The sequence below is a fragment of the Streptomyces himalayensis subsp. himalayensis genome (assembly GCF_013778455.1).
Lineage (GTDB): Bacteria > Actinomycetota > Actinomycetes > Streptomycetales > Streptomycetaceae > Streptomyces > Streptomyces himalayensis.
Window position 1 is genome coordinate 39,611 of sequence record NZ_JACEHE010000007.1, and the last position, 25,003, is coordinate 64,613.

22 protein-coding genes and 1 pseudogene are annotated in these 25,003 nt (G+C 71.5%); 11 read left to right on the forward strand and 12 right to left on the reverse strand.

Annotated features, from left to right (window positions below; genetic code table 11):
- Positions 1-18: 18 nt before the first annotated feature.
- Complete coding sequence (locus H1D24_RS13575) at positions 19-924, forward strand: Gfo/Idh/MocA family protein (protein ID WP_181657745.1); 906 nt, start codon at positions 19-21, stop codon at positions 922-924.
- Here H1D24_RS13575 and lnt read toward each other — a convergent pair.
- Together lnt and H1D24_RS13585 are read right to left on the reverse strand one after the other, a co-directional pair.
- On the reverse strand, positions 848-2,545 hold the full coding sequence (lnt, locus tag H1D24_RS13580; protein ID WP_181657746.1) for an apolipoprotein N-acyltransferase: 1,698 nt from the start codon (positions 2,543-2,545) through the stop codon (positions 848-850). The two genes, H1D24_RS13575 and lnt, sit on opposite strands and share 77 nt — an antisense overlap.
- Before the next feature lie 107 nt (positions 2,546-2,652).
- Positions 2,653-3,177 carry a nuclear transport factor 2 family protein gene (locus H1D24_RS13585; RefSeq protein WP_181657747.1) on the reverse strand — a complete coding sequence of 175 codons (525 nt, stop codon included), beginning with the start codon at positions 3,175-3,177 and terminating at the stop codon, positions 2,653-2,655.
- Positions 3,178-3,250: 73 nt separating this feature from the next.
- On the opposite strand from H1D24_RS13585, the gene H1D24_RS13590 reads away from it, so the two are divergent.
- Positions 3,251-3,457 (forward strand): hypothetical protein, encoded by a 207-nt coding sequence (locus H1D24_RS13590; protein ID WP_181657749.1) that lies wholly within the window; start codon positions 3,251-3,253, stop codon positions 3,455-3,457.
- A 5-nt stretch (positions 3,458-3,462) separates the two neighbouring features.
- On the opposite strand, the gene H1D24_RS13595 is transcribed toward H1D24_RS13590, so the two are convergent.
- Entirely contained in the window at positions 3,463-4,338 is an 876-nt protein-coding gene (locus H1D24_RS13595; protein ID WP_181657751.1) for an undecaprenyl-diphosphate phosphatase, read from the reverse strand.
- 278 nt (positions 4,339-4,616) lie between these two features.
- Complete coding sequence (locus tag H1D24_RS13600; protein ID WP_374064231.1) at positions 4,617-5,855, reverse strand: MFS transporter; 1,239 nt, start codon at positions 5,853-5,855, stop codon at positions 4,617-4,619.
- Between the two features lie 173 nt (positions 5,856-6,028).
- Between H1D24_RS13600 and H1D24_RS13605 the strand changes: the two genes are divergently transcribed.
- A complete protein-coding gene (locus H1D24_RS13605) occupies positions 6,029-6,880 on the forward strand; it encodes a DMT family protein (RefSeq protein WP_181657752.1) in 852 nt (283 codons plus the stop codon).
- A gap of 323 nt (positions 6,881-7,203) precedes the next feature.
- Here the strand turns inward: H1D24_RS13605 and H1D24_RS13610 are convergent, their stop codons facing one another.
- On the reverse strand, positions 7,204-7,704 hold the full coding sequence (locus H1D24_RS13610) for a potassium channel family protein (protein WP_220136707.1): 501 nt from the start codon (positions 7,702-7,704) through the stop codon (positions 7,204-7,206).
- 175 nt (positions 7,705-7,879) lie between these two features.
- Between H1D24_RS13610 and H1D24_RS13615 the strand changes: the two genes are divergently transcribed.
- Complete coding sequence (locus H1D24_RS13615; protein WP_181657754.1) at positions 7,880-8,641, forward strand: hypothetical protein; 762 nt, start codon at positions 7,880-7,882, stop codon at positions 8,639-8,641.
- 271 nt (positions 8,642-8,912) lie between these two features.
- Here the strand turns inward: H1D24_RS13615 and H1D24_RS13620 are convergent, their stop codons facing one another.
- Both H1D24_RS13620 and H1D24_RS13625 read right to left on the reverse strand, forming a co-directional pair.
- A complete protein-coding gene (locus H1D24_RS13620; RefSeq protein ID WP_258564053.1) occupies positions 8,913-11,864 on the reverse strand; it encodes a SpoIIE family protein phosphatase in 2,952 nt (983 codons plus the stop codon).
- Positions 11,865-12,364: 500 nt separating this feature from the next.
- A complete protein-coding gene (locus tag H1D24_RS13625; RefSeq protein ID WP_181658023.1) occupies positions 12,365-13,060 on the reverse strand; it encodes a TVP38/TMEM64 family protein in 696 nt (231 codons plus the stop codon).
- A 642-nt stretch (positions 13,061-13,702) separates the two neighbouring features.
- Between H1D24_RS13625 and H1D24_RS13630 the strand changes: the two genes are divergently transcribed.
- The 4 genes from H1D24_RS13630 to H1D24_RS13645 all read left to right on the forward strand — a co-directional run bounded on the left by H1D24_RS13630 (position 13,703) and on the right by H1D24_RS13645 (position 16,945).
- Positions 13,703-13,942, forward strand: a complete 240-nt coding sequence (locus H1D24_RS13630; RefSeq protein WP_181657755.1) for a hypothetical protein — start codon at positions 13,703-13,705, stop codon at positions 13,940-13,942.
- Between the two features lie 132 nt (positions 13,943-14,074).
- Positions 14,075-15,280, forward strand: coding sequence for an elongation factor Tu (tuf, locus tag H1D24_RS13635; RefSeq protein WP_181657757.1), 1,206 nt, complete (start codon positions 14,075-14,077; stop codon positions 15,278-15,280).
- 548 nt (positions 15,281-15,828) lie between these two features.
- Positions 15,829-15,987, forward strand: a complete 159-nt coding sequence (locus H1D24_RS13640; RefSeq protein WP_181657758.1) for a hypothetical protein — start codon at positions 15,829-15,831, stop codon at positions 15,985-15,987.
- 112 nt (positions 15,988-16,099) lie between these two features.
- Complete coding sequence (locus tag H1D24_RS13645) at positions 16,100-16,945, forward strand: spermidine synthase (RefSeq protein WP_181657760.1); 846 nt, start codon at positions 16,100-16,102, stop codon at positions 16,943-16,945.
- Here H1D24_RS13645 and H1D24_RS13650 read toward each other — a convergent pair.
- Positions 16,932-18,359 (reverse strand): MFS transporter, encoded by a 1,428-nt coding sequence (locus H1D24_RS13650; RefSeq protein ID WP_309484300.1) that lies wholly within the window; start codon positions 18,357-18,359, stop codon positions 16,932-16,934. The genes H1D24_RS13645 and H1D24_RS13650 overlap by 14 nt on opposite strands.
- A 433-nt stretch (positions 18,360-18,792) precedes the next feature.
- Here H1D24_RS13650 and H1D24_RS13655 point away from each other — a divergent pair, with 433 nt between their 5' ends.
- A complete protein-coding gene (locus H1D24_RS13655) occupies positions 18,793-18,960 on the forward strand; it encodes a DUF4442 domain-containing protein (protein ID WP_374064232.1) in 168 nt (55 codons plus the stop codon).
- A 146-nt stretch (positions 18,961-19,106) separates the two neighbouring features.
- Positions 19,107-19,559, forward strand: coding sequence for a DUF4442 domain-containing protein (locus H1D24_RS13660; RefSeq protein WP_181657764.1), 453 nt, complete (start codon positions 19,107-19,109; stop codon positions 19,557-19,559).
- 389 nt (positions 19,560-19,948) lie between these two features.
- Here H1D24_RS13660 and H1D24_RS13665 read toward each other — a convergent pair.
- From H1D24_RS13665 to H1D24_RS13675, 3 genes and pseudogenes are all read right to left on the reverse strand, one after another.
- Positions 19,949-20,973 (reverse strand): annotated as a pseudogene (locus H1D24_RS13665) (zinc-dependent alcohol dehydrogenase family protein).
- 210 nt (positions 20,974-21,183) lie between these two features.
- A complete protein-coding gene (locus H1D24_RS13670; RefSeq protein ID WP_181657765.1) occupies positions 21,184-21,348 on the reverse strand; it encodes a hypothetical protein in 165 nt (54 codons plus the stop codon).
- Positions 21,349-21,408: 60 nt separating this feature from the next.
- The gene (locus H1D24_RS13675) at positions 21,409-22,524 is read right to left on the reverse strand and encodes an alpha/beta hydrolase (protein ID WP_181657766.1); all 1,116 of its coding nucleotides are present in this window, start codon (positions 22,522-22,524) and stop codon (positions 21,409-21,411) included.
- Positions 22,525-22,608: 84 nt separating this feature from the next.
- On the opposite strand from H1D24_RS13675, the gene H1D24_RS13680 reads away from it, so the two are divergent.
- Positions 22,609-23,613: a helix-turn-helix transcriptional regulator gene (locus tag H1D24_RS13680; protein WP_181658024.1), complete on the forward strand. Its 1,005-nt coding sequence runs from the start codon at positions 22,609-22,611 to the stop codon at positions 23,611-23,613.
- 74 nt (positions 23,614-23,687) lie between these two features.
- Here the strand turns inward: H1D24_RS13680 and H1D24_RS13685 are convergent, their stop codons facing one another.
- A complete protein-coding gene (locus H1D24_RS13685) occupies positions 23,688-24,857 on the reverse strand; it encodes an IS630 family transposase (RefSeq protein ID WP_258564054.1) in 1,170 nt (389 codons plus the stop codon).
- Positions 24,858-25,003 lie beyond the last annotated feature (146 nt).

Here is a 25,003-nt window from a genome sequence, read left to right on the forward strand (position 1 = left end):
CACGCGAGGAGAACATCTGTGAAGGTCGGCTGCATCGGACTCGGTGACATCGCCCAGAAGGCGTATCTGCCGGTGCTCACCACGCAGCCGGGCGTCGAGCTGCATCTGCAGACGCGCACGTCTGCGACGCTCGAGCGGGTCGCCGGCATCCACCACATCCCCGCCGAGCGCTGCCACACCGACCTGGACGCCCTGCTCGCCCAGGACCTCGACGCGGCCTTCGTGCACGCACCGACCGAGGTGCATCCCGAGATCGCCGCGCGCCTGCTCGAGGCGGGCGTGGCGACCTATGTCGACAAGCCGCTCGCGTACGACCTCGCTGACTCCGAGCGGCTCGTCGGCCTCGCGGAGGAGCGGAACACCAGCCTCGCCGTGGGCTTCAACCGGCGCTACGCGCCCGGCTACGCCCAGTGCACCGAGCACCCACGCGATCTGATCGTGATGCAGAAGAACCGCATCGGCCTGCCGGGGCGCCCACGCAGGGTCGTGCTCGACGACTTCATCCATGTCGTCGACACCCTGCGCTTCCTCGCGCCCGGCCCCATCGACCACTTCGGAGTACGGGCCCGCCTTGAGAAGGGGCTGCTCCACCACGTCGTGCTGCAGCTGGGCGGGGACGCATTCACAGCGATCGGCATCATGAACCGGCTCAGCGGTTCCACGGAGGAGATTCTCGAAGTGTCCGGGCAGGACACCAAACGCCAGGTGCTCAACCTCGCCGAGGTCATCGACCACAAGGGGCAGCCGACCGTCCGGCGGCGCGGGGACTGGGTGCCGGTGGCCCGGCAGCGCGGCATCGAGCAGGCCGTACTCGCCTTCCTCGACGCCGTGCGCGCGGGCAAGGTGCTCAGCGCGCGGGATGCGCTGGCGACCCATGAGCTGTGTGAGCGGGTCGTACGTGCGGTCGAAGAGCAGGGCGCCTGAGGACGAGTACGACCTCGGCCGCGCACAGCGCGATCAGTACGCCCAGGGCGGTGTGCACGGGCCAGTCGCCGAACCGGACATAGGGTGTCGTGCCCTGCGCCAGCGGCACGTCGTAGACCGCGGTGGTGCTCGCGGTGGTGCCGAGCGGGGCGCCGATCCGCTCGCCGCTCGGACCGTACACGGCGGAGACGCCGGTGAGCGTGGCATGCACCATCGGGCGGCCGCTCTCGGCGGCCCGGACCGCCGCCAGTGACGCGTGCTGCTGCGGCGCCCAGCTCTCCTGGAAGGTGGACGTCGCCGACTGGGCGAGCAGCACCTGCGCACCGTCGCGGGTGAGGGCGCGGCTCATGTCGGGGAAGGCCGACTCGAAGCAGACCAGCGGCCCGACCGTGGGGCCGCCGCTCACGGGCATCACCAACTGGCGGGTGCCGCGCATACGGTCCTCGCCCGCGGCCTTGCCCACGGACGTGGCCCAGCCCAGGAGGGAACGGGCCGGTATGTACTCGCCGAAGGGGACGAGCCGCATCTTGTCGTAGCGCGCGCCGGTCGGGCCGTCCGGTCCGACCAGGACCGAGCTCTTGTAGATGCCGGGCCGGTCGGAGCGGCGGGCGTCGACATTCACCAGGATGTCGGCGCCGACCTCCCGGGACAGGGCCCTTATTCGGTCCGCCAGGTCGGGGCGGGCGGACAGGTCGTAGCCCACACTGCTCTCGCCCCAGACGACGAGATCCAGCTCCTGGCCGGCCAGAGCACGGGTGAGGGCCTCCTCGCGTGCGAAGCGCTTCTCGGGGCCGCCGACGCCGTTGATGACGCCCGGCTGCACGACGGCGATACGGGCGCCCCCGTCCGGCTCCGGTCGTGGCACCCACATCCAGGCCGCGGCGCCGGCGGTCGCCGCGGCGACCAGACCGGCCACGGCCGGAACCCGTGCGGCGCGCACGGAAACGAGCGCCGCGACCGCGGTGTTGACGGCGACGACCACCAGACTGATCAGCCACACCCCGCCCAGCGAGGCGAGCCGCAGCACGGGCGTGACCTCCCACTGGCTGGAGCCGAGCAGCCCCCACGGGCCGCCCAGGCCCTGCCAGGACCGCACCAGCTCGATCATCAGCCAGCCCGACGGCACGACGACCAGCGCGGCCATGACCCGGCCCGGCGTGGGACGGCCGCCCAGCACATGCCGCACCAGCCAGCCCCATGGCGCCCACAGCAGGCCCAGCAGCGCCGAGAGCAGGAACGTGAACACGTGAAGGTTGGGCAGCAGCCAGTGGTGCACGGCCAGCATGAAGCCGAGGCCGCCAAGCCATCCGTCGAGCACCGCCCGGCGCTCCGTACCGGCCGAGCGCGCCAGCAGGATCCAGGGCACGAGCGCGACGTAGGCGAACCACCACAACGACGGCGCGGGGAACGCCAGCGCGGGCAGTGCACCCGCCCCGAGGGCCGCCGCGCCGCGCCACCAGGGGGAGCGGAGACGCTCGCGCCACGTGTCCCGGCCGCCGAGCCGACCCCTGAGCCGACCGCCGAGCCGGGCGTCGAGTCGTCGTACGTCGAGGTGGCGTGCGCCGAGGTGGCGTGCGCCGAGGTGGCGCGCGTCGAGGTGGCGTGCGCCGAGCACATCCATGCCGTGCCTCCCAGGTCCCCTGCAGCCCGGCGCCGCCCCCGAGATCGCCGGGGCCCGGTGCCTGTGTCCAGTGTGCGCGACCTGGACGATCTCGGACAGGGCGCAGTTCAGACGGCGTTCGGTTCAGGAGGCGGTTCAGGGGCGGTGGCGTCGGGTGCCTCCTGTGCCTGCGGGGTCCGGCGCCACTTCTCCTCCACGACGACCCGGCGCAGCCGCCAGCCGCTGTCCGTACGCAGGAGCGAGAACGCGTAACGGCCGCCGCAGACGAAGTCCGGAGCCTGGGCCGTGGACGCCCCGTCGCCTCCCGCGAACCGCATCGGATTGACGTAGTCCGCCTGTACACGGGCGGCGTCGCCGGTGTCGTGGTCCAGGGTCCCGAACCGCAGTCGGCGGTTGACGATCAGATGCTGCCGCATCGGGAAGAGCTCCATCGTGCCGGCCAGCCACCCGGCAACCTGCGCGACGTCTCCCTCGATGCCGCCGGCCGAACGGTAGTCCGCACGGCCGTCGGAGGTGAACAGCTCTCTGTACGCCGCCCAGTCACCGTCGTCGACGGCCACCGCGTAGTCGGTGATCAGTGCATCGATGGCGAGCCGGTCCATCACGGTCGCGAGTTCCATGCGCTGCGTCATCGCCACAGTCTTGAGCACACGACGGGCGGAGCCAAGGGGCGTGCAGGGGGCGGCACGGTCCCGTGCCGCCCACATGAGTGGCAGGAACCCGACGCCGGGCAGGCCCGCCCTCGCCGAGCTGCTGAAACTCGGCATGCGCCTCATCGTCGCCGGGAACCAGACCTCTCGCGTCGCGGACCTGCTGCGCGACCTCTCTCATCGTGACCCCGGGCGACCGGGGTGCGGCGAAGCCGGCCGGGTCATTCGCCTCAGCCTGGCGACTCGCCCGCGTGCGGGCTGAGGACCTCAGCCGGCCGACTCGCCCGCGTGCGGGCTGAGGACGCCCATCGCCACCAGGGCGAACAGCACGACGCCCAGCAGGATCCGGTAGTACACGAACGGCATGAAGCTCTTGGTCGAGATGAACTTCATGAACCACGCGATCACCGCGTATCCCACCGCGAAGGCGATGAGCGTGGCGAAGATCGTCGGACCCCAGGAGACATGACCGCTCTCGCCCGCGTCCTTGAGCTCGAAGAGTCCGGAGGCGAGCACCGCGGGGATGGCCAGAAGGAACGAGTAGCGGGCGGCTGCCTCGCGCTTGTAGCCCATGAGGAGGCCGCCGCTGATCGTCGCCCCGGACCGGGAGACGCCGGGCACCAGTGCCATCGCCTGGCAGATGCCGTAGATCAGACCGTCCCGTACGCCCAGTTCCTTGAGCGTCTTGCGCTCCTTCACCGCGCGGTGCCTGCCGCCGACCTCGTCGCGTGCCGCGAGACGGTCGGCTATGCCGAGGATGACGCCCATCACGATGAGCGTGGTGGCGATCAGGCGAAGGTCGCGGAACGGACCCTCGATCTGGTCCTTGAACGTGACGCCCAGCACACCGATCGGCAGTGAACCCACGATCACCAGCCAGCCCATCTGCGCGTCGTGGTCGCCGCGCATGGTCTTGTCGGAGAGTGAGCGGAACCATGCCGAGATGATCCGGGCGATGTCCTTGCGGAAGTAGATCAGCACGGCCGTCTCCGTGCCGATCTGGGTGATGGCCGTGAAAGCCGCCCCGGGGTCGTGCCAGCCCGCGAAGGCCGCGGTCAGCCGCAGATGGGCGCTCGAGGAGATGGGGAGGAACTCGGTCAGCCCCTGGACGAGTCCGAGGATGAGGGATTCAAACCAAGACATGAAGTACGTGATCCAAGTACTGATCAGGGGCTGACTCGCGGACTCGCAGGTCAGGGGCGGGTGTGCGGCAGGCGTGACAGTGCTGGCGGTGGTGGGCGACTGGTGGGACGGCTGTGGCGGCGGCGATGCGCGCGCTCGCGCTGGTCACGCGCTGAGCAGCGCTCGCCGTGGGGCAGCGTAGCGTCCCTGGGTGACAGAGCTGCGACCGGGTGAGGCGGGTGAGGTCTCGTGGTCCGGCACATGGAGGTCGGCTGGGCGGGTCGTACGCGGGCTTCCTCTCACTCCACGTCGGCCTCGCGAACGTCCGCGCCTATCACTCCGCGGCGCGCCCGGGCCGGGCTCCGCTCGGTCCAGCGGTGCGCCGCGAGAGCCAGCAGCGGGCCGACTGCGATCAGCAGTGCGAGGGTCGCGTAGCCGTAGGTGAGTGTGGCAAGCGTGGCGACGGCGGCGACCAGCAGCGGGCCGCCCGCGTCACCGAGCTCCCGGCCGAGTTCGGCGGAGCCCATGGTCTGTCCCAGCCGTTCGGCGGGTGTGGAGGCGGCCAGGGCGGCGAAGCCGAGTGGCGTGATCAGCCCAGTGCCTGCCCCGATCAGGACGGCGCCGCTCAGTACGCCCACCAGCCCGGGCAGCATCGCGCAGCCCAGGCCCGCGGACGTGATCAGCAGGCCCGCTGTGAGGCCGCAGCGCACGGTCAGCCGTCCTTCGTCCAGCGCGCGGCCCGCCTTGGGCTGGACGAACGCGGCGGAGGCAGCGAGCACCGAGACGGCGGCACCGGTGGCCACGGTGCCCAGTCCCGCCGCCGCGCCCGACACCGGCAGGAACCCCACGCCCACGGACAGCGCGGCCGTCGCCCCGGCCAGTGCGGCCGTCGGCCCCAGGAACACCGGATCGGCGAGCCGCCGGGCCAGGTCGAGCACCGTCTGCCGGGCCTTGGCCAGCGGCGGTACATGCGGCACGCACAGTGCCGCCCACACGGCGACCGCCGCCCCCAGCACGGCCAGCACCGCGAACAGCAGGCGCAGACCTCCGGCCCACACCAGCACGCCGCCGAGGAGCGGGCCGAGAGTGTAGCCGATCGACTTGTAGAAGCCGTAACTCCCGAACGCCCGCCCGTGCCTGGCCGCCGGGTTCAACCGTGCCACCAGCGCCGATGCGGACGGCGAGAACGCGGAGGCGGCGGCGCCCTGGCCGAGACGGGCCGCCCACAGCCAGCCGGGGGAGTCGGCGACCACGTACGCGGCGGACGCGGCGGCGAACGCCACGAGCCCGCCCAGCAGGACCGGCCGCGCACCGATCCGGTCGGCAAGCGTCCCGAACAGCGGCTTGAGCAGCACCTCCGCGCCGTCGTACAGGGCGAGCAGCCCGCCCAGTACGAGGAGGGACGTCACCGCGTCGTCGGAGAAGCCGCCGAGGTTCGCGGCGATGCCGTGCGCGCCGAACGCGGTGGTGAAGCCGGCGGCGTACAGCGGCCACATCTGCCGGCCCGGCGCGGCCTGACCGGGTGAAGTCGTGGTCATCGCCCGTATCCCGGTGCCTCGTCAGTCGTCACGCCTGGGAACGTATCGGTTCTTTACATCCGCAGTCACTGTGTAGATGAGCGGATCGGTGTCAGGTCTGGCGTGACAAGGGCCGCAGTGACACACCGTGAGAGCGCAGGGGTACGGGCTCCCCGGACGATTACGGTGCGTACATGGCATACGGCGTGCTGCTGGCGCTCTGCGCTGCGGTTCTCATGGGCGTGGCGACGGTGCTGCAGGCCCTGGGGGCGCGCCGGGAGACTGTCGGCGGGCCCGTGCGGGCGATGTTCCAGTGGCCGTTCCTGGTCGGTGTCGGCGTGGACGCCCTGGGATTCGTGGCCGAGGTGGTGGCGCTGCGTTCGGTGCCGCTGTTCCTGGTGGAGGCGGCCCTCGCGTCGTCGTTGGCGGTCACCGCGGCTGTGGCGGCCGCGGTGCTGCGCGTGCGGCTGCGGTCGGCGGAGTGGGGCGCCGTGGTCGCGGTGTGCTGCGGTCTCGCGGTACTGGCTGTCGCCGCCGGGCACGAGGGCACGAGCGACGGCGATGCGCGACTGCGCTGGGTGACGCTGGGCACCGCCGTGGGACTGGTGCTGCTGGGATGGGTGGTGAACCGCCGCGTCCACCGCGTACGGGCCGCGGTGCTCGGAGGCATCGCGGGGCTGAGCTTCGGGCTCACGGGGATCGGGGTGCGACTTCTGCCCGACGACATCACGGTGACGGGGGTGCTGGCCGCGCTGACGGCGTATGCGGTGGTCGTCTCCGGGCTCGGCGGGTATCTGCTGCTGATCGAGGCACTGCGGTCCGGATCGGTCACGGCGGCGACGGGGGCGATGGTGATCGGTGAGACGGTGTGGCCGGGGGTGTTCGGCGTGGTGTGGCTCGGCGACACGACGCGGCCGGGTTTCGCGCCGCTGGGCGTCGCGGGCTTCGTGGTCTCCATCGCGGGCGCTCTGGCGCTGGCGCGGTTCGGGGAGGCGGAGCAGACACCGCTGCCGACAAGCGGAGCAGGGCCGCGGCAGGAGGAGTAACCACCCCCGGAGGGCGTTGGCGGCCGGTTCTTGGCCGTGCCCGCCCCCCTGCGGACGGCGGCGGTGCCCGCTCCCGCTGCGGACGGCATTGGTGCCCAGGCCTCAGCCGGGCCCGCTCCCGCTGTGGGGGGCGTTGGTGGCCGGGCCTCGGCGGTGCCCGCCCCGCCGCGGAGGTCATTCGTGGCCGGGCCTCGGCCGTGCCCGCCCCGCCGCGGAGGTCATTCGTGGCCGGGCCTTGGCCGTGCCCGCCCCGCCGCGGAGGTCATTCGTGGCCGGGCCTTGGCCGTGCCTGCCCCGCCGCGGAGGTCATTCGTGCCCCGGCCTCAGCCGTGCCCGCCTCCGCCGCCGTCATGCCGGGCGAGCGCGCGTTCCAGGCGGTCGAAGCGCTCGTGCAGAGCCAGGGCGGTCTCGTCGCACATGCGGTGTGCGGCGCGTTCGGCGGCCTCGGCCGCCGCCCTGAGGTGACCCTGCCGCTTCTGCTCCCGCCCCACGAACCAGGTGGCGATCGCGGCGGTCACCATCCCGTACGTCGTGATGCCGACGGCCATGACGACGGTGGCGACGATCCGGCCCCCCAGGGTCACCGGATACAGGTCGCCGTAGCCCACGGTCGTCGCCGTCTCCACGGACCACCACAGGGCCTTCGGATACGTCGTGATGCCGGCCCCCGGAGCGCCCCGCTCGGCGGCAACCACAGCCCAGGAGCCCATGAGCATGGTGACGGCCAGCACCACGGTCGCACCGCCCGCCGCCTTGAGATGGAGCGAGCGGCCTTCCCGGCCGAGCAGCGACTCGACCACCTTGGCGAGGAACCCGGGCAGCATGCCCGGGATCCTGCGGTACGGGGCTCGGTGCACCGCACGAGGCGCGCCTCCTGACCGGCGGCTGCCACCCGATCGGGCGGGCACGGCCACCACTCGTACGGACCCGCGCGGTGGTGGGCACCGGCAGCCGGTGGTGGGTTGGGAGCAGACACCGCGCACGGAGGAGGCACCCGAGATGACCCACGCAGCCCGCGTATCCCATGGCCTGGCGACGGCGCTGGCCACAACGGCCCTGATGGCGACGGCGGCGTGCTCGGGCGCGAGTGAGGCCTCGGTTGTGGCCGCACCGACCCCGACGCCCTCCCCGCTCACTGAGGCCCAGGCGGAGACCGCCCTGATCGGCGCCTCCGACCTCGGGTCGCCGTGGGAGCAGACCGACGAGGACGCCGCCCACGACGGGCTGCTCGAGGGCGAGGCGGAGGGCAGCGAGGACTGCCAGAAGTTCCTCGACCGGCTGGAGGACGGCGATCTGCTGGGCGAGGAGACCTCGACGGACGCCTCCCGTGTGTTCTACGACAACGCGAACGAGTCGTACCTGGACTACAAGGTCGCGGCGTACGAGAACGCGGCCGACGTGCAGAAGGAGATGGACTGGCTGAAGAAGCTGCCCCAGACCTGCGACCAGTTCACGGCCAAGGTGGGCCCCGACGACACGGACGCCACCGTGCAGGTCATCGAGTTCGCGCTGCCGGACGCCGGGGACGACCACATCGGCCTGCACACGACGCTGACCACGAAGGTGGAGGGCGTCGACGCCACCCTCACCCTCGACTCCGCGGCCGTGCTCATGGGCCCGAACGGCATCACCTTCACCAACGGCGGGCTGCAGGGCGCGGAGCGGAACGCCACCGAACAGGCCGCGAAACTGGGCAGTCAGCGACTGCAGCAGGTGATGGAGGGCAAGACACCGGCGGAGACCCCCGGCGAACAGGACTGACCAACGGACGGGCGGCCGCACAGGCACGCACGACCTCCGACAGGCAGGTGGCACGTGGGACTGCCAGCAGGCACGTAGGCCGGCAGGCACGTAGGCCGACAGGCACGTAGGACTGGCCGACAGGCACGTAGGCCGGCAGGCACGTAGGACTGGCCGACAGGCATGTGGCCGGCAGGCACGTAGGACTGGCCGGCAGGCACGTAGGACGCTCCCGCAGGCACGTAGGACTGGCCCGGAGGCAAGGCCGGCCACAGGCAGGGCTGACCGGCAGTCACGGCAGAGGCTGCTCCGTCCAGATGCTCTTGCCCTTCGCGAAATAGCGCGTGCCCCAGCGCTGTGAGAGCGCCGCGATCAGTTGCAGGCCGCGGCCGCCCTCGTCGGTGTCCCGGGCGCGGCGGATGCGGGGCGTGGTCGGACTGCCGTCGGTGACCTCGCAGATCAGGGAACGGCTCTTCAGCAACCGCAGCTGGATGGGGCCTCTCGCATGCCGGACCACGTTGCCGACCAGTTCGCTGGCGAGCAGTTCCGTGGTGTCGACAAGGCCGTCGAGGCGCCAGTCGGTGAGCTGCTGCCGGACATGGTCCCTCGCCTGGCCGGCGGCTATCGGGGCCTCCGGCAGCCACCACGACGCCACGTCACCGTCCGGCAGGGCATGCGTGCGGGCCACCAGCAGGGCGGTGTCATCGCTGGTCTGCTCCTGGGCGGGGACGAGAGCCGAGGTGAGCGTGTCGCACAGCTGCTCAAGGTGCAGCGCCTCGCGTGACGGATGTACGGCGGTCCGGTCGAACCCTTCGGGGGGCGGGGCGGCGGTGGCGGTGGCGAGGACGCGGGAGAGATGGCTCATGCCGCTGTCGATGTCGCGGTGCGCCGACTCCACGAGGCCGTCGGTGTACATGACCAGCAAACTCCCGTCCGGCACCGTCACCTCGGTCGTCTCGAAGGGCGGCGTCGCCGCGCCGAGCGGCGGGTCCGTCGCCAGTGCGGGGAAGTGCACACTGCCGTCCGGATGGACGAGGGCCGGGGGCGGGTGTCCCGCGCAGCCGAAGGTGCAGACGCGGCTGACGGGGTCGTAGACGACGTACAGACAAGTGGCGTAGAAGTCGACGCCCAGATCGCTGACCACGTCGTTGAGGTGGGACAGCACCTCGTCGGGGGGCAGCTCGAGACCGGCCAGGGTGTGGACGGCGGTCCGCAGGCGCCCCATGGTGGCGGCCTCGGACAACCCGTGGCCCATCACGTCGCCGATCACCAGGCAGACCCGGTCGGCCGACAGCGGTATCACGTCGTACCAGTCGCCGCCCACGTCCAGCCCCGCGGTGGCCGGGAGATAGCGTGCGGCCACCGTGACGGCGGGCAGCGAGGGCAGCTCCTGGGGCAGCAGACCGCGCTGCAGCTCCTGCGCGCGGACGTGCTCCGCGTCGTACAGCCTGGCCCGCTCCAGCGCCTGGGCGACGAGTCCGCTGAGCGCGGTCAGCAGGGCTCTGTCCTCGTCGCCGAACCGGCGCGGCTGGGGAAAGGAGATCACACAGCAGCCGATGGGCTGCCCGGAGACGATCAGGGGCAGGAAGGCCCACGCGTGCTTCCCGCCCTCGAAGGCGGCCTCGGCGAAGTGCGGATACCGATGGCGCATCTCCGTCCTGGAGGAGATGTACTGCGGAGCGCCGGCAAGGATGGCGTCATTGTTCGGCGTCGTCTCCCTGAGACGGATCCGGTCGGGGACTTTGAACAGGAACTCCCTGCCGTATCCGACGCCTCCCACGACCCGCAGGGAGTCGCCCTCCACCATTTGGACGACCAGCCCGTCGGCGCGGAACGGGGGCAGCACCCGCTCCGCGACGGCCGTCACCACATCCTGCACGCTGACCGCTTGGGCGAGCGCGGCGTTGAGCTGCCCGACGCGTGCGGTGCGCTCGGCGGCAGCGCGCTCGGCCGCCATGCGCCGCTCCTCCGCCAGCCGCTTGTCGGTCACGTCGGTGAAGTAGACCGTCAGGCCGTCCGGCACCGGGACCAGGCGCATGTGATACCAGCGATGGTCGGTCGGCCACAGGACGTCGAACCCGGTCGGGACCCTGTCGGCGACGGCCTGCCGGCAGCGTTCCTCCAGCCATGCGACCGGAATGCCCGGGAGCGCCCACAGCAGCTTCCCGATGAGGCTCTGCCAAGGGCCGAGCAGCCGCTCGGCCTGCAGGTTCACATACACGATGCGCAGGTCCTCGCCCATCGCCAGGAACGCGTCGCTCATGTGCCGCAGGGCGCGTCCCACGGAGTCCATGGCGATCCGCTGGTTGGTGGTGTCCCAGAGCGTGCCGGCCATGACCGCCGGCTCGCCGTCCTCGCCGAGCAGCACCTGGCCGCGCGCCTCTACCCAGCGGACTGTGCCGTCGGGGCGGCAGACCCGGTACTCCGTGGCCGAGTAGCCGCGTTTCTCGATGGCTTCCCGCAGGTCGGCCTGCACCCGGGACAGGTCTTCGGGGTGCAGGAGTTCCATGAACGTGTCGAGCCGCCCGTGGAAGATCTCCGGGTCGAAGCCGAAGAGCTGCATCGTCATCTCGTCCCAGTTCAGCCGCCCGGTACGCAGATCCAGGTCCCACGTACCGACCTGGGCCGTCCTCAGCGCCTGCTGGAACCGCGGATGTGTCCACTCCTTCTCGTCGCCGGACCAGGCCGGGTCCACCGTGCGCGCCGTGGGCGGGCCGGGATTCCGCAGCCGCTCGGACACCCACCCGGCGACCGTTTCCAGGAACGCACGTTGTACGGCCGAAGGGGGGCCGGGCGCGGTGGTGACGACCGACAGGACTCCGAACGGGCCGCCCGGCGCCGGCAGCGGCACGGCCGCCATCCCCGTACCGCCGGGGAAGGGGTCGGCGTCCTCCGCGTCGCGGAGCGCCGGAAGCCAGACGAAAGTGCCCTCGCGCAGGGCTCGCGCTGGGACGGTCTGGTCCTGCCGGGTGACGATCTCCCATGCCTTCGTGACCTCGCGGGGCAACCCGGTCACCGTCACCAGGTCCAGTCGGTCGCTCTCGCCGGGAACCCGCTGCAGATGGACCATGCCGCCCAGCCCACCGAGATCGGCCACGGCATGGTGCAGCACCAGCCTCAGCACCTCGACGCCGGTGTGCTCGTCGCCGAGTTGCGTGAGCACCCGCATCCGGGCGGCCTCCGGCAACTCCGTCGCCGTCCGCGCCGGAGCCTGCGGAGATCCCAGGGGCCGGTTCTCAGTCATGTGACCGGCGCTCTTCCGGGCTCGCGATGACCACAGGATCACTATGCGCTGTGCGGGGACGAAGGGGGAACCTCCGGTGGTCCCGGGGTTCGGGGACGACCTGCGGGTTCCGGGGCGTGGACCTGCAGGTCGTCGCTGAATCCCGGATCTGCTGGTGCGGGGATTCGGCGGTGTGGGTTCGCTCGTCCGTTCGTGGGTTGGTGGCTCTGCGGTGGGTCCGCGGCGATGGGTTCGCGCGGCGGCGGGTCAGCGGTGGCGGTCAGCGGCGGCGGGTCAGCGGTGGCGGTCAGCGGCGGCGGGTCCGCGGCGGTGCGGGCGCGACTCGGGACGCCTTGGCGGTGCGGGCGCGACTCGGGACGCCTTGGCGGCGCGCCATCCTTTCCTGCGGCTCAGGGCCGTCTGCGGTCAGGCCTTCCTGTGGCTCAGGGGCCTACTTACCTACTGCGGCTCAGGGCCTACTGACCTACTGCGCCTCAGTGCCCGCCAGGGCAATGCCGCATTCAGCGCCCGCGCAGGCGATGGCGCTTGCACCACGCCACCACGGCCCCGGCCAGGCCCGTCACCGCGATGAACCCCATCGCGATCAGGAAGACGGGCGACGTCGGCGTGGAGGCGCGGGCGCCCGCCACGACGTACGCAGCCGTGTTGGGGATCGATCCGAGCGCCGTGGCGAGCAGGAACGGCGTCCAGCCCATGCGGGACACAGCCGCGCAGTAGTTCGCGGCCCAGAACGGGATGCCGGGGAAGAGCCGAGCGGCCAGCATCGACCGGAAGCCGTGCCTGCTCAGCTGACCGTCAGCGGCCTTCAGCCAGCGGGCCCTGAGCAGCGGTCGCAGCGCGTCCTGCCCCAGCACACGCCCGAGTCCGAAGGCGGCGCCGGCGCCGATCACCGTTCCCACGAGCGCGGCGCCGAGCCCCAGCTCGGAGCCGAACAGGGCGCCCGCCGCCAGGTTGAGCAGCGGCCGCGGGACGAAGGCGATGGTGCACACGCCGTACGCCACCGCGAAGACGACGACCGCGGCCGCGCCGTTCACCTTCGGCGGCCAGCCGTCGGCCAGCAACCGGTGCGGCTCGAACAGCAGCACAGTCGTCCCCGCGGCCGCGAGCAGCACCACGAGCAGGGACAGCCGCGACCACGGGGACAGCAACACCCTGACGCAGCGCGTGGTGAGGGCCACGGGCCCGGGTGCGGCCATGACCGTGGGCGGGGTCGGGCCGACGGGCCTGGCGGCGTCGAGGGCCGTACGTCGTGGGGTCCCGTGCCGGGAGTCCCCGGAGCCCACCGCGGCCGGGGCCGCGGGGTGAGTGGCGGCGAGAGCGGCGGGCTGGGCCTCGGCGCGGTCTGCCGAATACGTGGGGTAGGGCTGGGCCTCGGCGCGGTCTGCCGGAGCCGTGGGGTCGGGCCGCGGGTCGGCGCGGTCTGCCGGATACGTGGGGTCGGGCCAGGTGTCGGGCGGGGTGCTGGTGACGGCGGTCGGCCGGGCGGCGGCGAGGGAGCTGTCCACCGGGCCCGAGCCGGGCAGGCTCGACGCGCTGTCGGTCTCCAGTCGTGCGGGATCACCGGCGGCCCGGCCCGTGTGGCGGGCGGTGGCGAGGCCGGCTGGTCGGTCGGCTGCGGGGTCGGGGTCGAGCATCCGGGGAGACTAACCGACCAAAGTGAGCAAACGCCGTATGGTACGTCTCATGTGCGCCACAGGATCGGGAACGCACATCACCGTACCCGGCAGTGGACTCGATCCTTGCAGCGGGCACTCATAGGGCGGTCGCCGGTGAACAGGAAGCGTGGCACGGGCACCCGCCCGCGGAAATTCGGTCGACGTGCCGCTAGCGCCTGAGCGATGATCGGCGACATGTTCCGGCACGCCTTCCTCGCAGCGCCGTCCGCAGTCGCGGACGCGCCGAAGGCTGCCCTCGTCGCCACCGCCGCGGCCGCACCCGCCGCGGCCGGTGTCGCCACCGCCGCGGCAACTGCCGCAGTCGCGGCGGCCGTTGCCGCGGCGGTCGTTGTCACAGCAGCAGCAGCTGCCGTCGTCGCAGTTGCAGCTGCCGCAGCGCCCCTCGACGGCGCCCGAAGCTGACCCTTCCCGGACAGTCCGGCGGACCCCGCAGGGGGAGGGTCGGCGAGGCCCTGGGGTCCCTGTCCCAACCCCGCGCTCAACGCGCCGAGTTGGGGCCACCGCTTCGCGTTCCGGAGAGGAACACAGCCAGCCATGTCCAAGACGGCATACGTACGCACCAAACCGCACCTCAACATCGGCACCATGGGCCATGTCGACCACGGCAAGACCACCCTGACCGCCGCCATCACCAAGGTGCTGGCCGAGCGCGGCACCGGCACCTTCGTGCCCTTCGACCGCATCGACCGCGCGCCCGAGGAGGCCCAGCGCGGCATCACCATCAACATCGCGCACGTCGAGTACGAGACCGACACCCGCCACTACGCGCATGTCGACATGCCCGGCCACGCCGACTACGTCAAGAACATGGTCACCGGCGCGGCACAGCTGGACGGGGCGATCCTCGTCGTCTCCGCGCTCGACGGGATCATGCCGCAGACCGCGGAGCACGTACTGCTGGCCCGCCAGGTCGGCGTCGACCACATCGTCGTCGCCCTGAACAAGGCCGACGCGGGCGACCCGGAGCTGACGGACCTCGTCGAACTGGAGGTCCGTGAGCTGCTGTCCGCGCACGGATACGGCGGCGAGTCCGTGCCCGTCGTGCGGGTGTCCGGGCTGCGTGCGCTGGAGGGCGACCCGCAGTGGACGGGGGCGATCGAGGCGCTGCTCGACGCCGTGGACACATATGTCCCGATGCCCGAGCGGTACGTGGACGCGCCGTTCCTGCTGCCCGTGGAGAACGTCCTCACCATCACGGGCCGCGGCACGGTCGTCACCGGCGCCGTCGAGCGGGGCACGGTGCGGGTCGGCGACCGCGTGCAGGTGCTCGGCGCGGACACCGAGACCGTGGTGACCGGCCTCGAGACCTTCGGCAAGCCCATGACGGAGGCTCAGGCCGGGGACAACGTGGCGCTGCTGCTGCGCGGTGTGCCGCGCGACGCCGTGCGCCGCGGCCACGTCGTCGCCGCGCCGGGCAGTGTCACGCCGAGCCGTCGCTTCACCGCCCAGGTATACGTCCTGTCGGCGCGCGAGGGCGGCCGTACGACGCCTGTCACGACCGGATACCGGCCGCAGTTCTACATCCGCACCGCGGACGTGGTCGGCGACGTCGACCTCGGCGAGACGGCGGTCGCCCGCCCCGGCGACACCGTCACCATGACGGTCGAGCTGGGCCGCGAGATCCCCCTCGAGCCGGGCCTCGGCTTCGCCATCCGCGAGGGTGGACGCACGGTCGGAGCCGGGACGGTCACGACGGTCGGCGACGCGGACACGGTCGCGGCCGCACCGGCGGCGGTCTGACGGCGGGTGCCGGGGAGCCGACGGTCAGGCGGTGATGAGAGCCGACGGTCAGGCGGGCGGAAGTCGACAGTCCGGCGGGGCGGAGTCGACCCCGGCAGTCGGGAGTCGACAGCCCGTTGGCGGGTGTGCCCGTCCTCAGAGCGGGGGACGGGCACGCCATGCGGATCCGCGCATTCGTCCACGGATCCGTCCGCGCCGATCCCGCCGGGCCTCGCGCGGGGGCCCAGCGGACGCGGCTGTTGGAGAGCCACCGGTACGTACTCCGCTGGCGCGCGCAGCGCCTCTGATTGGCTTAGTGATGCCTCGGCGGCCCGGCCACGGCCCCCGCGGGCCAGAGCCCGGAGGGCGGTGGCCGCGTGAGTGCTCTGCCCAGCGGCGGCGACGCGGACGCGGCGCCCAAGCCCGCCGGGCGACGGCGGCCGTGCCGGGCCTCCACCGCCGTCAGAGCCCGCTCCGCACCGACCTCGCCGAGGCCGCCGAGGACCCCGGCCACCGGGTCGGCCTACGTGCGGCCCAGCAGGCCAGTTCCCCGGGCGCATGGCCCCGGGTTGGCCGAGCACCCGTTCGGGCAGGTTCAGCGCGGCGGCGGCGATGGTCGCGGCCTCAATCGCCTTGTCGAGCGTGGCGCACTTGCCCGCCTTGTCGAGCGTGGCGCCCTTGCCGGTGGCGACGCGCTGGTCGTTCTCGACCTGGTCGCGCCGGCCTGATGGGCTGCGAGCCCCGAGGACGAGGCCGCGCCCCACCCGTCCGTGCGCCGGACCGCCGAGACGGCGCGCCGTAGGAGACAGCAGCGGGAGCCGGCGCGCGCACAATGGAGCCGTGGAAGAGCCGATACCCGTCACCCGCCCCGTCGACCACGGTGTCGCCAAGCTGATGCCCGACGTGGACCGGGAGCGGGCATGGCTGCTGACCGTCGACGGCGCGCCTCAGTCGTACGTGGATCTCGACGAGCCGGAACACCTGGAGTTCGAGTACGCACAGCGGCTTGGGCACGTTCTGGACACTGCCGCGGAACCGGGCCGCCCCCTCGACGCACTGCATCTCGGCGGCGGCGCGCTCACCCTGCCCCGCTATCTCGCCGCCACCCGGCCCGGCTCACGTCAGCACGTCGTGGAGGCGGACCGCGGGCTGCTCGCGCTCGTCACCGAACACCTGCCCCTCCCCGACGGCGCGGACATCACGGTGCACGGCGCGGACGCCCGCGCATGGCTGGAAAGCGCCCCGCCCAACTCCGTGGACATTCTGGTCGGGGACGTGTTCGGCGGGTCTCGCGTCCCGGCGCACCTCACCTCGGTCGCCTACGCGCGCGCCGCCGAGCGGGTGCTGCGGCCCGGTGGCCTCTACGCGGCGAACCTCGCCGACGGCGCGCCCTTCGCCTTCCTCCGCTCCCAACTCGCCACGTTCTCCGCGGCCTTCGAGGAGCTCGTGATGATCGCCGAGCCGGCCGTCCTGCGCGGCCGCCGCTTCGGCAACGCCGTGCTCGTCGCGTCGCACGAGCCGATCGACATCGCGGCACTGTCCCGGCGCGCCGCCGCCGACGCCTTCCCCGCACGAGTCGAACACGGGCCCGCACTGCGCGCCTTCATCGGGGATGCGACGCCGGTGCACGACGAGGACGCGGTGGCGTCGCCCGAACCACCGGCAGGCGCCTTCAGCGTGGGTTGAGCCGCGCTTCCGACACGTCTTCCGACGCGCGTGGGTTGAGCCGTGCTTCCGATACGTCTTCCGAAGCGCGTGGGTTGAGCCGCCCCTCGGACACGTCTTCCGAAGCCCCGCCGGCAGCGTCGGCCCGGCCGTCGGCCACGGTCCCGGGGCCGCCCACCTGCACGACCTCCTCCGTACGCCGCCTCAGATTCCGTACGTCCGGTACGAACAGCACCGCCGCCGTGACCAGGACCACCAGAGCCGCGCAGCCCCACAGGGAAGCCATACGGCCGAAGGCGCTCTCCGCCGGGCCCGCCAAGGCCGTGGCCAGGGGAACCATGGCGATCGAGCCGAACCAGTCGTAGGCCGAGACGCGGGACAGCTTCTCCTCGGGGATCTCCTGGTGCAGGGCCGTCATCCAGGACACGCCGAACACCTCGATGGCCACGCCGCTGAGGAACATCACCATGGCCAGCCCCGCCACGGACAGCGGCACGGCGAGCGCCGCGGACGGCGCGGCGAGCGGGAACACGCACAGCGTGCCGGCGAGCAGAAGCCGCCGCGGCTTCCACCGCATCATCAGCAGCGCACCCCCGACGGTGCCCGCCCCGAACGCGCCGAGTGCCAGGCCCCACGGCCCCGCCCCGCCCAGTTCGTCCCGGGCGACCAGTGGCCCGAAGACCGACTCGGCTGCGCCGACGACCGCCACCACGACCGAGAACTGCGCGACGATCGACCACAGCCACGGCCGTCCGATGAACTCCCGCCAGCCGTCCCGCAGATCGGCCAGCATGCCCCCGCCGGGCTCGCGCGGCGGAATGTGGCTGACGTCCAGGAACGACCGCAGCGCCCCGGCCACGGCGAACGCCGCCGCGTCCACCAAGAGCACCCAGCCCGGCCCGACCACCGCGACCATCGCGCCACCGAGGGCGGCGCCGCCCAGCCCGGCCCCCTGCATCGCCATGCGGAAGAGGGCGAACGCGCGGCCGGCCTGCTCCCCGCTGACCGACGACATCAGCATGCCCTCGGCCGCCGGATTGAAGAAGGCCTGGCCGACGCCGCCGAGCCCGCTCAGGAGCATCATCTGCCACAGCTGCGGGTCCCCGGCGAGGACGAGTACGGCGAAGGCGCCCTGCGACACGAAGTTGAGGGCGTTGGCGGCGACCATCACCCGGTGCCGCGGCAGCCGGTCCGCGACGGCCCCGCCGATCAGCAGGAACACCACGAGGGGGAGGGTGCGGGCCGCCGCCACCAGACCCACGTCGCCGCCGTCGCCGCCCGTGTCGAGGACCGCGAAGGCCGCCGCGATCAGCGCACCCTGACTGCCCAGGTTCGTCACGACCGCTGCGGCTGTCAGGAGGGTGTAGTTACGGCCCGCCCAGTCGGGGCGGCGGCGGAAGCGTCTCGGAGAGGCGGAGGCGGCGGCAGTCTTCACCGGGGGACTATCGCCGCCGCCCGGCCGACTTGCCAAACGGATTTTGCGCCGATACGGAGGCACGGCCGGAGAATGTCGCCGGCCGTGCCCGGCAGACACTGCCGGATACCGTCGAGTGAACCGTCCCTGGGCTAAGCGGCCCCGGGGAAGTTCAGGCACGCCCCCACGCCGCCCGGCACGCTCCCCCACTGCCTTAAGGGCGTGGGAGGTGCCCCCACTCGCCGCACCGACCAAAGGCCCAAGTAGCTCCTCCCCCATTGCCTTAAGGGCATGGGAGGGACCCCCATCGAGGACCTTCGTCCGGCACGCCGAGAGCACGCACCGGCTGTTGACACAAGCCGCTGCCGCGGCGGGCGCGGGAACGCACCCGCACTTCCCCGGCACCGCTTAGTCCCTGGTCAAGAAATCCTACCCGTGGGTAACATTCGGCTTCATGAGCGCAGACCAGATGTCGATCGGCGAGATGCTCGCCGCCACGGTGCCGATGGCCCGCACGCTGAACCTCGAGTTCCTCGAGACCACGCCGGAGAAGGCCGTGGTGGCCCTGCCGGACCAGAGCGACTACCACAACCACGTCGGCGGCCCGCACGCCGGGGCGTAATTACCCATACCCACACGCCCGCGTTCCGTGCCGAGTTGGAGATTTCGATTGCGGAGCGAGTGCGTGCCCCGAAGGGCTTCTTCCAGCCCGGAGGGTGAGGCGCGAAGGGCTGGTCAACCCGCCTACTCGCCAGTAACATCTCGCTTATGACGACTGAAAGCGCCTCTATGGGCGACATGCTGGCCGCCGCTGTCCCGATGGTGCGGACCCTGAACCTGGAGTTCGTCGAGGTCACCCCAGAGCGTGCCGTGCTCCGGCTTCCGGACCAGCCGGACTATCACAACCACATCGGCGGCCCCCATGCGGGCGCCATGTTCACTCTGGCCGAGTCCGCCAGCGGCGCCATCGTGCTCACGGCCTTCGGCGACCAGCTCTCCCGCGCAGTACCGCTCGCCGTGCGGGCCGAGATCAGCTACAAGAAACTGGCCATGGGCCCGGTGACGGCCACGGCGACTCTGGGCCGCCCGGCGGCCGAGGTCATTGCCGAGCTCGACGTAGGCGGGCGACCGGAGTTTCCGGTCAGTATTGCTATACGGCGTGAAGACGGGGCCGTTACAGGCGAGATGACTGTTGTGTGGACCTTGCGGCTGAATGGTTGAGGGTGTGGGTGAGGGGTGCCTGTCTCAAGCGCGCCGAGGGATTTTGCCTTGCCATGGCCCTAAACGTCTCCTCCAGGACGCGGGGATGGGCTTCTCGTCGCGCTCGCTCAGTATCCGCGTGACAGCGGCAGGTGAGGGGTATTGGTTCCTTCCTCGTGCCGGTGGTGATGACGAGCCGCTCAGCGATGTCGCGCAGTCGGCTATGAGCATGTGTTGGGGATTCGTTTCGCGATGAGTGCGGGAGTCCCCGCCAGTTCGGTTTGAGGCACCCCGGTTTGCGTACGGCCGTGGTCGGCACGCTGAGCGCCTTGGCAAGTTGGAGCGCGCGGCGGAAGCGGTGGGCTTTCCAGCACGGTGGTCTGCGTCCTGGGCCCTTCGGCGCAGGCGGGTCAGAGGGTGAGCATCACCTTGGTGGCGCGGCGCTCGTCCATCGCCTTGTAGCCCTCTGCCGCCTGGTCGAGGGGCAAGGTGAGGTCGAAGACCTTGCCCGGGTCGACGATCTCGTGGTCCCAGATGAGCTGGATCAGGTCGGGCAGGAACCGGCGCACCGGGGCCGGCCCGCCCAGGGTGTGGATACCGGCGAAGAACAGCTCGATGCCCGGGATGGACACGTCGTGTTCACGCCCACGTAGCCCAGGTGACCGCCCCCGCGGGTGGCACCGACGGCCTGCATGAACGACTCCTGGGTGCCGACCGCCTCGATGACCGAGTGCGCACCGAGACCGTTCGTCAGCTCCTTGATCTTCGCGATGCCCTCCTCGCCGCGCTCCTCGACGATGTCGGTGGCGCCGTAGTAGCGGGCCAGCTTCTGCCGCTCGGGGTGACGTGACATGGCGATGATGCGCTCCGCGCCGAGCTGCTTGGCGGCCAGGACGGCCATCAGGCCGACAGCGCCGTCGCCGACGACCGCGACGGTCTTGCCGGGGCCTGCCTCGGCGGCGACGGCGGCGTACCAGCCGGTGCCGAGCACGTCGGAGGCGGCAAGGAGGGCCGGGATCAGCTCCGGGTCGGGGTGCCCCGGGGTGGCGACGAGGGTGCCGTCGGCGTGCGGGATGCGAGCCTTCTCGGCTTGGGTGCCGATGGTCTGCGCGACGAACTCGGCGTGCACGCACTTGGACTGGAACCCGGCCTGGCAGATCTCGCAGGCGTTGTCGGAGATGACGAACGATCCGACGACGAAGTCGCCCACCTTGACGTTCTTCACCGCGGAGCCGACTTCCTCGACCACTCCCACGTACTCGTGCCCCATGACTTGGTGGTCGGCGGGCTCGATGCCGCGGTACGGCCACAGGTCCGAGCCGCAGATGCAGGTCGCCGTCAGCTTCACAATTGCGTCGGTCGGCTCGATGATCTTCGGATCCTCGCGCTCTTCCACCCGGACGTCGCCGGCGGTGTGCATCACTACTCCACGCATCGTGGGGTCTCCTTTGCTCTGTCGTGCTGGCGCGTGGGGCGCAGGTTCTGTTCAGGAAGGCATGGCGGGGCCGTGGCTTCCTCGATGTGCAGGGCTCACGCCGTCGAGCCCACTGGATGGGACTAGTTCGCCGAGGGTGCGCCCTGGGTGTGCGCCGGTGGCGCTGGGTGAGGGCGATGGTGATCGTGGGGATCAGCGTGAGAGCGGCGATCACTGTGCCGACGGGGCCGGACTGGTGGCGCCCAAGGGTGGTTCAAGAGCGAGGCCGGCGATCCAGGAGCCGATGGCCGTGCCGAGATTGAACGCCGAGTCGGTCAGGGCGGCGCCCAGGGTGAGGGCCTTCTCGGCGAAGCGGATGCCCAGGGAGATCAGCACCGGGTTGGCGCCGAGACCGAACAGCCCCAGCGGGCCGCCTGCCTGCAGGGGTACACACGGTCAGGCGAGGTTCTTGGTGAAGAACTCGTCGAGCCGGTCGAAGGGGATGAGGTCCTTGCGGTCATACAGGTCGACGTGGTCCGCGCCCGGGACGATCACGAGGTCGATGTTGTCGGGTGTCTTGGCCTGGATGTCCTCGGAGTAGTAGCGGGAGTGCGCGTCGGCGCCGGCCACCAGGAGGGCCTTGCGGGGGGCCAGCATGTCGATGTTCGTCGTCAGCGGGAAGGCGAAGAACGGCATCGGCGTGGTGCCGGTGAATGCGGTGGTGGAGTTGATCGAGCGCGGGTGGTAGCCGCGGTCGGTGCGGTAGTAGTCGAAGAAGATCGCCGTGATCGGGTCGGCGTCTGCCGGGAGGGTCTTGGGCAGGACGCGGTGTGTGGGGGCGACGTTGCCGTTGTCGTCGAAGGGGACCTCGTGCGAGAGCCGCGCATAGGCGCCGTTCTCGGCGTCGATCCAGCGCTGGCGGCTGAGGTGGTCCACGACCTTCTGGCGCTGCTCACGCGTGTAGTAGTCCTCGTGGCCGCGGGACATACTGCGCGACATGTCGTACATCGAGGCCGTGGCGACCGCCTTGATACGGCTGTCGGCCGCCGCGGCGGTGAGCGCCATGCCGCTCAGGCCGCAGACGGCCTGCGCGCCGATCCGCTCGCGGTCGACGAGCTTGTACAGGCCGAGAAAGTCGACGGCGGCGCTGTAGTCCTCGGTGTAGATGTCGGGCGAGGCGACGTCGCGCACCGTGCCGCCGCTTTCCCCGGTGAAGGAGGGGTCGAAGGCGACGGTGACGTAGCCGCGGCGGGCGAACTCGTTGGCGTAGAGCCCCGAGGACTGTTCCTTGACCGCTCCGAACGGGCCGCTGACCACCAGAGCGGGCAGCTTGCCCTTGGCGTTCTTCGGCACGTAGAGGTCTGCGGCGACCTCGATGCCGTAGCGGTTCTTGAACCGCACCGCGGTCCGCTTGACGTTCTTGTCCAGCGCGAAGGTGTAGCCGCCCGTGGCCTTGCCTTGTCCTACGGCGCTCGCGGCGCGGTCGCCCTCCGCAGCGAAGGAGGGCACAGCGGTGAAGGAGGCGGCGGCTCCGGTGGCTGCGATCAGTCCGAGCGCTTTGCGGCGTTCCATGGAGGGACCTCATTTCGATCGGCGGAGGTAAAGGCGCGGTGGTTGGTCGTGTCGTGACCGAGGAGCGATTCCAGGAGACCGCAGCTGCGCCAGGCGCGGCAGGCTGCGTTTATCGGGGGTACAAGCTCGACCCCCTTCCCTTGGGGTGGGGCCCGTAGCGTGGAAGGCATGGAACGCCTCCCTGACCACCGCGCCGAGATCCGTGACTTCCTCGCCACCCGGCGAGCCAAGATCACGCCGGAGCAGGTCGGGCTGCCCACCAGTGGCCGGCGCCGGGTTTCGGGGCTGCGGCGCGAGGAGGTCGCCGTCCTCGCCGGCGTGAGCACCGAGTGGTACACGCGGCTGGAGAAGGGGCACATCGCCGGCGTGTCCGAGGACGTCCTCGACGCGGTCGCCCGCGCGCTGCAGCTGGACCAGGACGAACGCACCTACCTGTTCGACCTGGCCAGGGCCGCCCAGCCGCCCAGCCGAACCCTGGGCCGCCGTAAGGCCGTCGACATACCGCCCCGCGTCCAGTGGCTGCTCGACTCCATGACGCTGTCGGCGGCGTTCGTCACCAACGGCCGCCTGGACATCGTCGCCACCAACGCGCTGGCCCGCGCCCTGTTCGCGCCGCTGTTCGACAGCGAGACCACGGACAAACGCGGCCGTCCGAACTTTGCCCGGTACTGGTTCCTTGACCGCGGTGCCCCCGACTTCGTCGCCGACTGGGAGGGCGCTCTCCACGCCACCGTCGCTCTGCTGCGTGCCGAGGTGGGGCGCTACCGGCACGACAAGGCGCTGCGTGAACTGATCGGTGAACTGTCCACGACCAGCCCCGAGTTCCGCACCCTGTGGGCCGCCCACGACGTGCGCATCCACCACGGCGGGGTCAAGCAGTTCCAGCACCCTGACGCCGGACCGCTGAAACTCGTCTACCAGCCACTGGACCTGCCCGTCTCTCAAAGCGAGGTCCATTCGCTGACCATCTACACGGCCGAGCCGGGCACCCCGGACGAGGACCGGCTCAAACTCCTCGCCAGCTGGGCAGCGACCCGGCTCAAGGAAGCGGAACCCGCCCGTGAGGCGGACGCTGCCGACGACAAGTGACGTCGTACGGCGGCGCGTTGAGGTCGCCACCACCTTGACTTAGTGGTTGGCTCCGGAAGTCCTTCGAGGGTTGATCAAGCTGTGAGCGCGACGGAGGATTCTTCTTGTCGGTCGGCGGATGTATGTCGGTCGAGCCAGGCCAGTAGATCGTCCAGGTCGGAGGTGGTGAACCTCCACTGGAACGGCTGTGCCGTGGCGTTGTAGCGGTCTTCGAATGCTCGGAGCCGGTTCCGGACCTGGGCCAGGTCTGTGAAGTCGTTGGGCGAGATGACCTTGCGCTGCACGATCGAGAAGAAGATCTCGATCTGGTTTGTCCAGGAGGCGTGGACGGGGGTGTGGACCATGACCGCGTTCGGAAACGCCTTGGTCAGACGGTCAGTTGCCTTCTTCCCCCGGTGGGAGGAGCCGTTGTCGACGATCCAGAAGACGCGCTTCGCGCTGGCGTAGGGCTCGGTAGTCATCACCTGTTCTACCAGGGCCATGAACGGCACGATGCCGGTGGTGGCCTCGCAGCGGCCAAAGACTCGCGCCCGGTGGACGTCGTAGGCGGCCAGGTAGGCCACGGCGCCGCCACGGCCGTACTCGTGGTTGACGCGCATCGCCCTGGCCCTGCCCGGGGCCAGGGTCGGATGGCAACGGCAGCGGGCCTGGACGGAGGTCTTCTCGTCGCTGGAGAGCACGTACTCGTCCTCGCCCAGCGAGGCGCCTTCGAACGTCCGGTCGTAGAGGTCCAGAACGCGCTGGGCCTTGGTGCGGAAGTCGGGGTCGCGGATGAAGATCCATGACCGGTACTGCCAGGGCTTGAGCGCGTCCTCTCGCAGCCAGCGGCGCACCGTGGAGGCGGAGACGCTGTCGGTGATTCCGCGTGCGCTCAGCTCGGTGGCCAGCTCCGGGCAGGACCAGCGTGCCAGCGGCAGGCCGGTCTCGGCGGGCAACTGGCAAGCCAGTGCCTTGGCCTCGGTGACCTGCACGGGGGTGAAGCGGGCGGGACGCCCGGAGCGCGTGCGGTCGGCCAGGGCCGGCAGGCCGCCGTCGGCGAACCGGCCACGCCAAGCACGCACCCTGTCCAGGTGCAGGCCCGCCTCGCGTGCGATCCGCGCGTTGGAGCGCCCCCGCGCGGCGTGCAGGACGACCTGCGCGCGCACCCGCAGCCGGTACTCGGTCTTGTGGCCGTAGGCCATCTTCTTCAATCGCTCACGCCCGGAGGCGGTGAGGAAGATCGGGCGGGCGGAAGCGAGGGGCAACGCGGGAGAACCGTTCACGAGAAGTGGACCGCCCTCCCCGACCGACAGAAGGCACCGCGTCGTGGACGCACTGGAAGCGCACTTCGGCGTCGCAGTTCTCGGTGGCGGGCCCGGCGGTATACGCCGCCCCCGCACCGTCGGCTGGG

Excerpts from the sequence above, each read along its gene's own strand:
- H1D24_RS13675 (WP_181657766.1), bottom strand. The coding sequence starts at position 22,524 with ATGGAACGCCGCAAAGCGCTCGGACTGATCGCAGCCACCGGAGCCGCC.
- H1D24_RS13630 (WP_181657755.1), top strand. The coding sequence starts at position 13,703 with ATGATCGGCGACATGTTCCGGCACGCCTTCCTCGCAGCGCCGTCCGCA.
- H1D24_RS13605 (WP_181657752.1), top strand. The coding sequence starts at position 6,029 with ATGGCATACGGCGTGCTGCTGGCGCTCTGCGCTGCGGTTCTCATGGGC.
- H1D24_RS13660 (WP_181657764.1), top strand. The coding sequence starts at position 19,107 with ATGACGACTGAAAGCGCCTCTATGGGCGACATGCTGGCCGCCGCTGTC.
- H1D24_RS13585 (WP_181657747.1), bottom strand. The coding sequence starts at position 3,177 with ATGACGCAGCGCATGGAACTCGCGACCGTGATGGACCGGCTCGCCATC.
- tuf (WP_181657757.1), top strand. The coding sequence starts at position 14,075 with ATGTCCAAGACGGCATACGTACGCACCAAACCGCACCTCAACATCGGC.
- H1D24_RS13590 (WP_181657749.1), top strand. The coding sequence starts at position 3,251 with ATGAGTGGCAGGAACCCGACGCCGGGCAGGCCCGCCCTCGCCGAGCTG.
- H1D24_RS13595 (WP_181657751.1), bottom strand. The coding sequence starts at position 4,338 with ATGTCTTGGTTTGAATCCCTCATCCTCGGACTCGTCCAGGGGCTGACC.
- lnt (WP_181657746.1), bottom strand. The coding sequence starts at position 2,545 with ATGGATGTGCTCGGCGCACGCCACCTCGACGCGCGCCACCTCGGCGCA.
- H1D24_RS13625 (WP_181658023.1), bottom strand. The coding sequence starts at position 13,060 with ATGGCCGCACCCGGGCCCGTGGCCCTCACCACGCGCTGCGTCAGGGTG.
- H1D24_RS13620 (WP_258564053.1), bottom strand. The coding sequence starts at position 11,864 with ATGACTGAGAACCGGCCCCTGGGATCTCCGCAGGCTCCGGCGCGGACG.
- H1D24_RS13600 (WP_374064231.1), bottom strand. The coding sequence starts at position 5,855 with ATGACCACGACTTCACCCGGTCAGGCCGCGCCGGGCCGGCAGATGTGG.
- H1D24_RS13655 (WP_374064232.1), top strand. The coding sequence starts at position 18,793 with ATGAGCGCAGACCAGATGTCGATCGGCGAGATGCTCGCCGCCACGGTG.
- H1D24_RS13610 (WP_220136707.1), bottom strand. The coding sequence starts at position 7,704 with ATGCTGCCCGGGTTCCTCGCCAAGGTGGTCGAGTCGCTGCTCGGCCGG.
- H1D24_RS13615 (WP_181657754.1), top strand. The coding sequence starts at position 7,880 with ATGACCCACGCAGCCCGCGTATCCCATGGCCTGGCGACGGCGCTGGCC.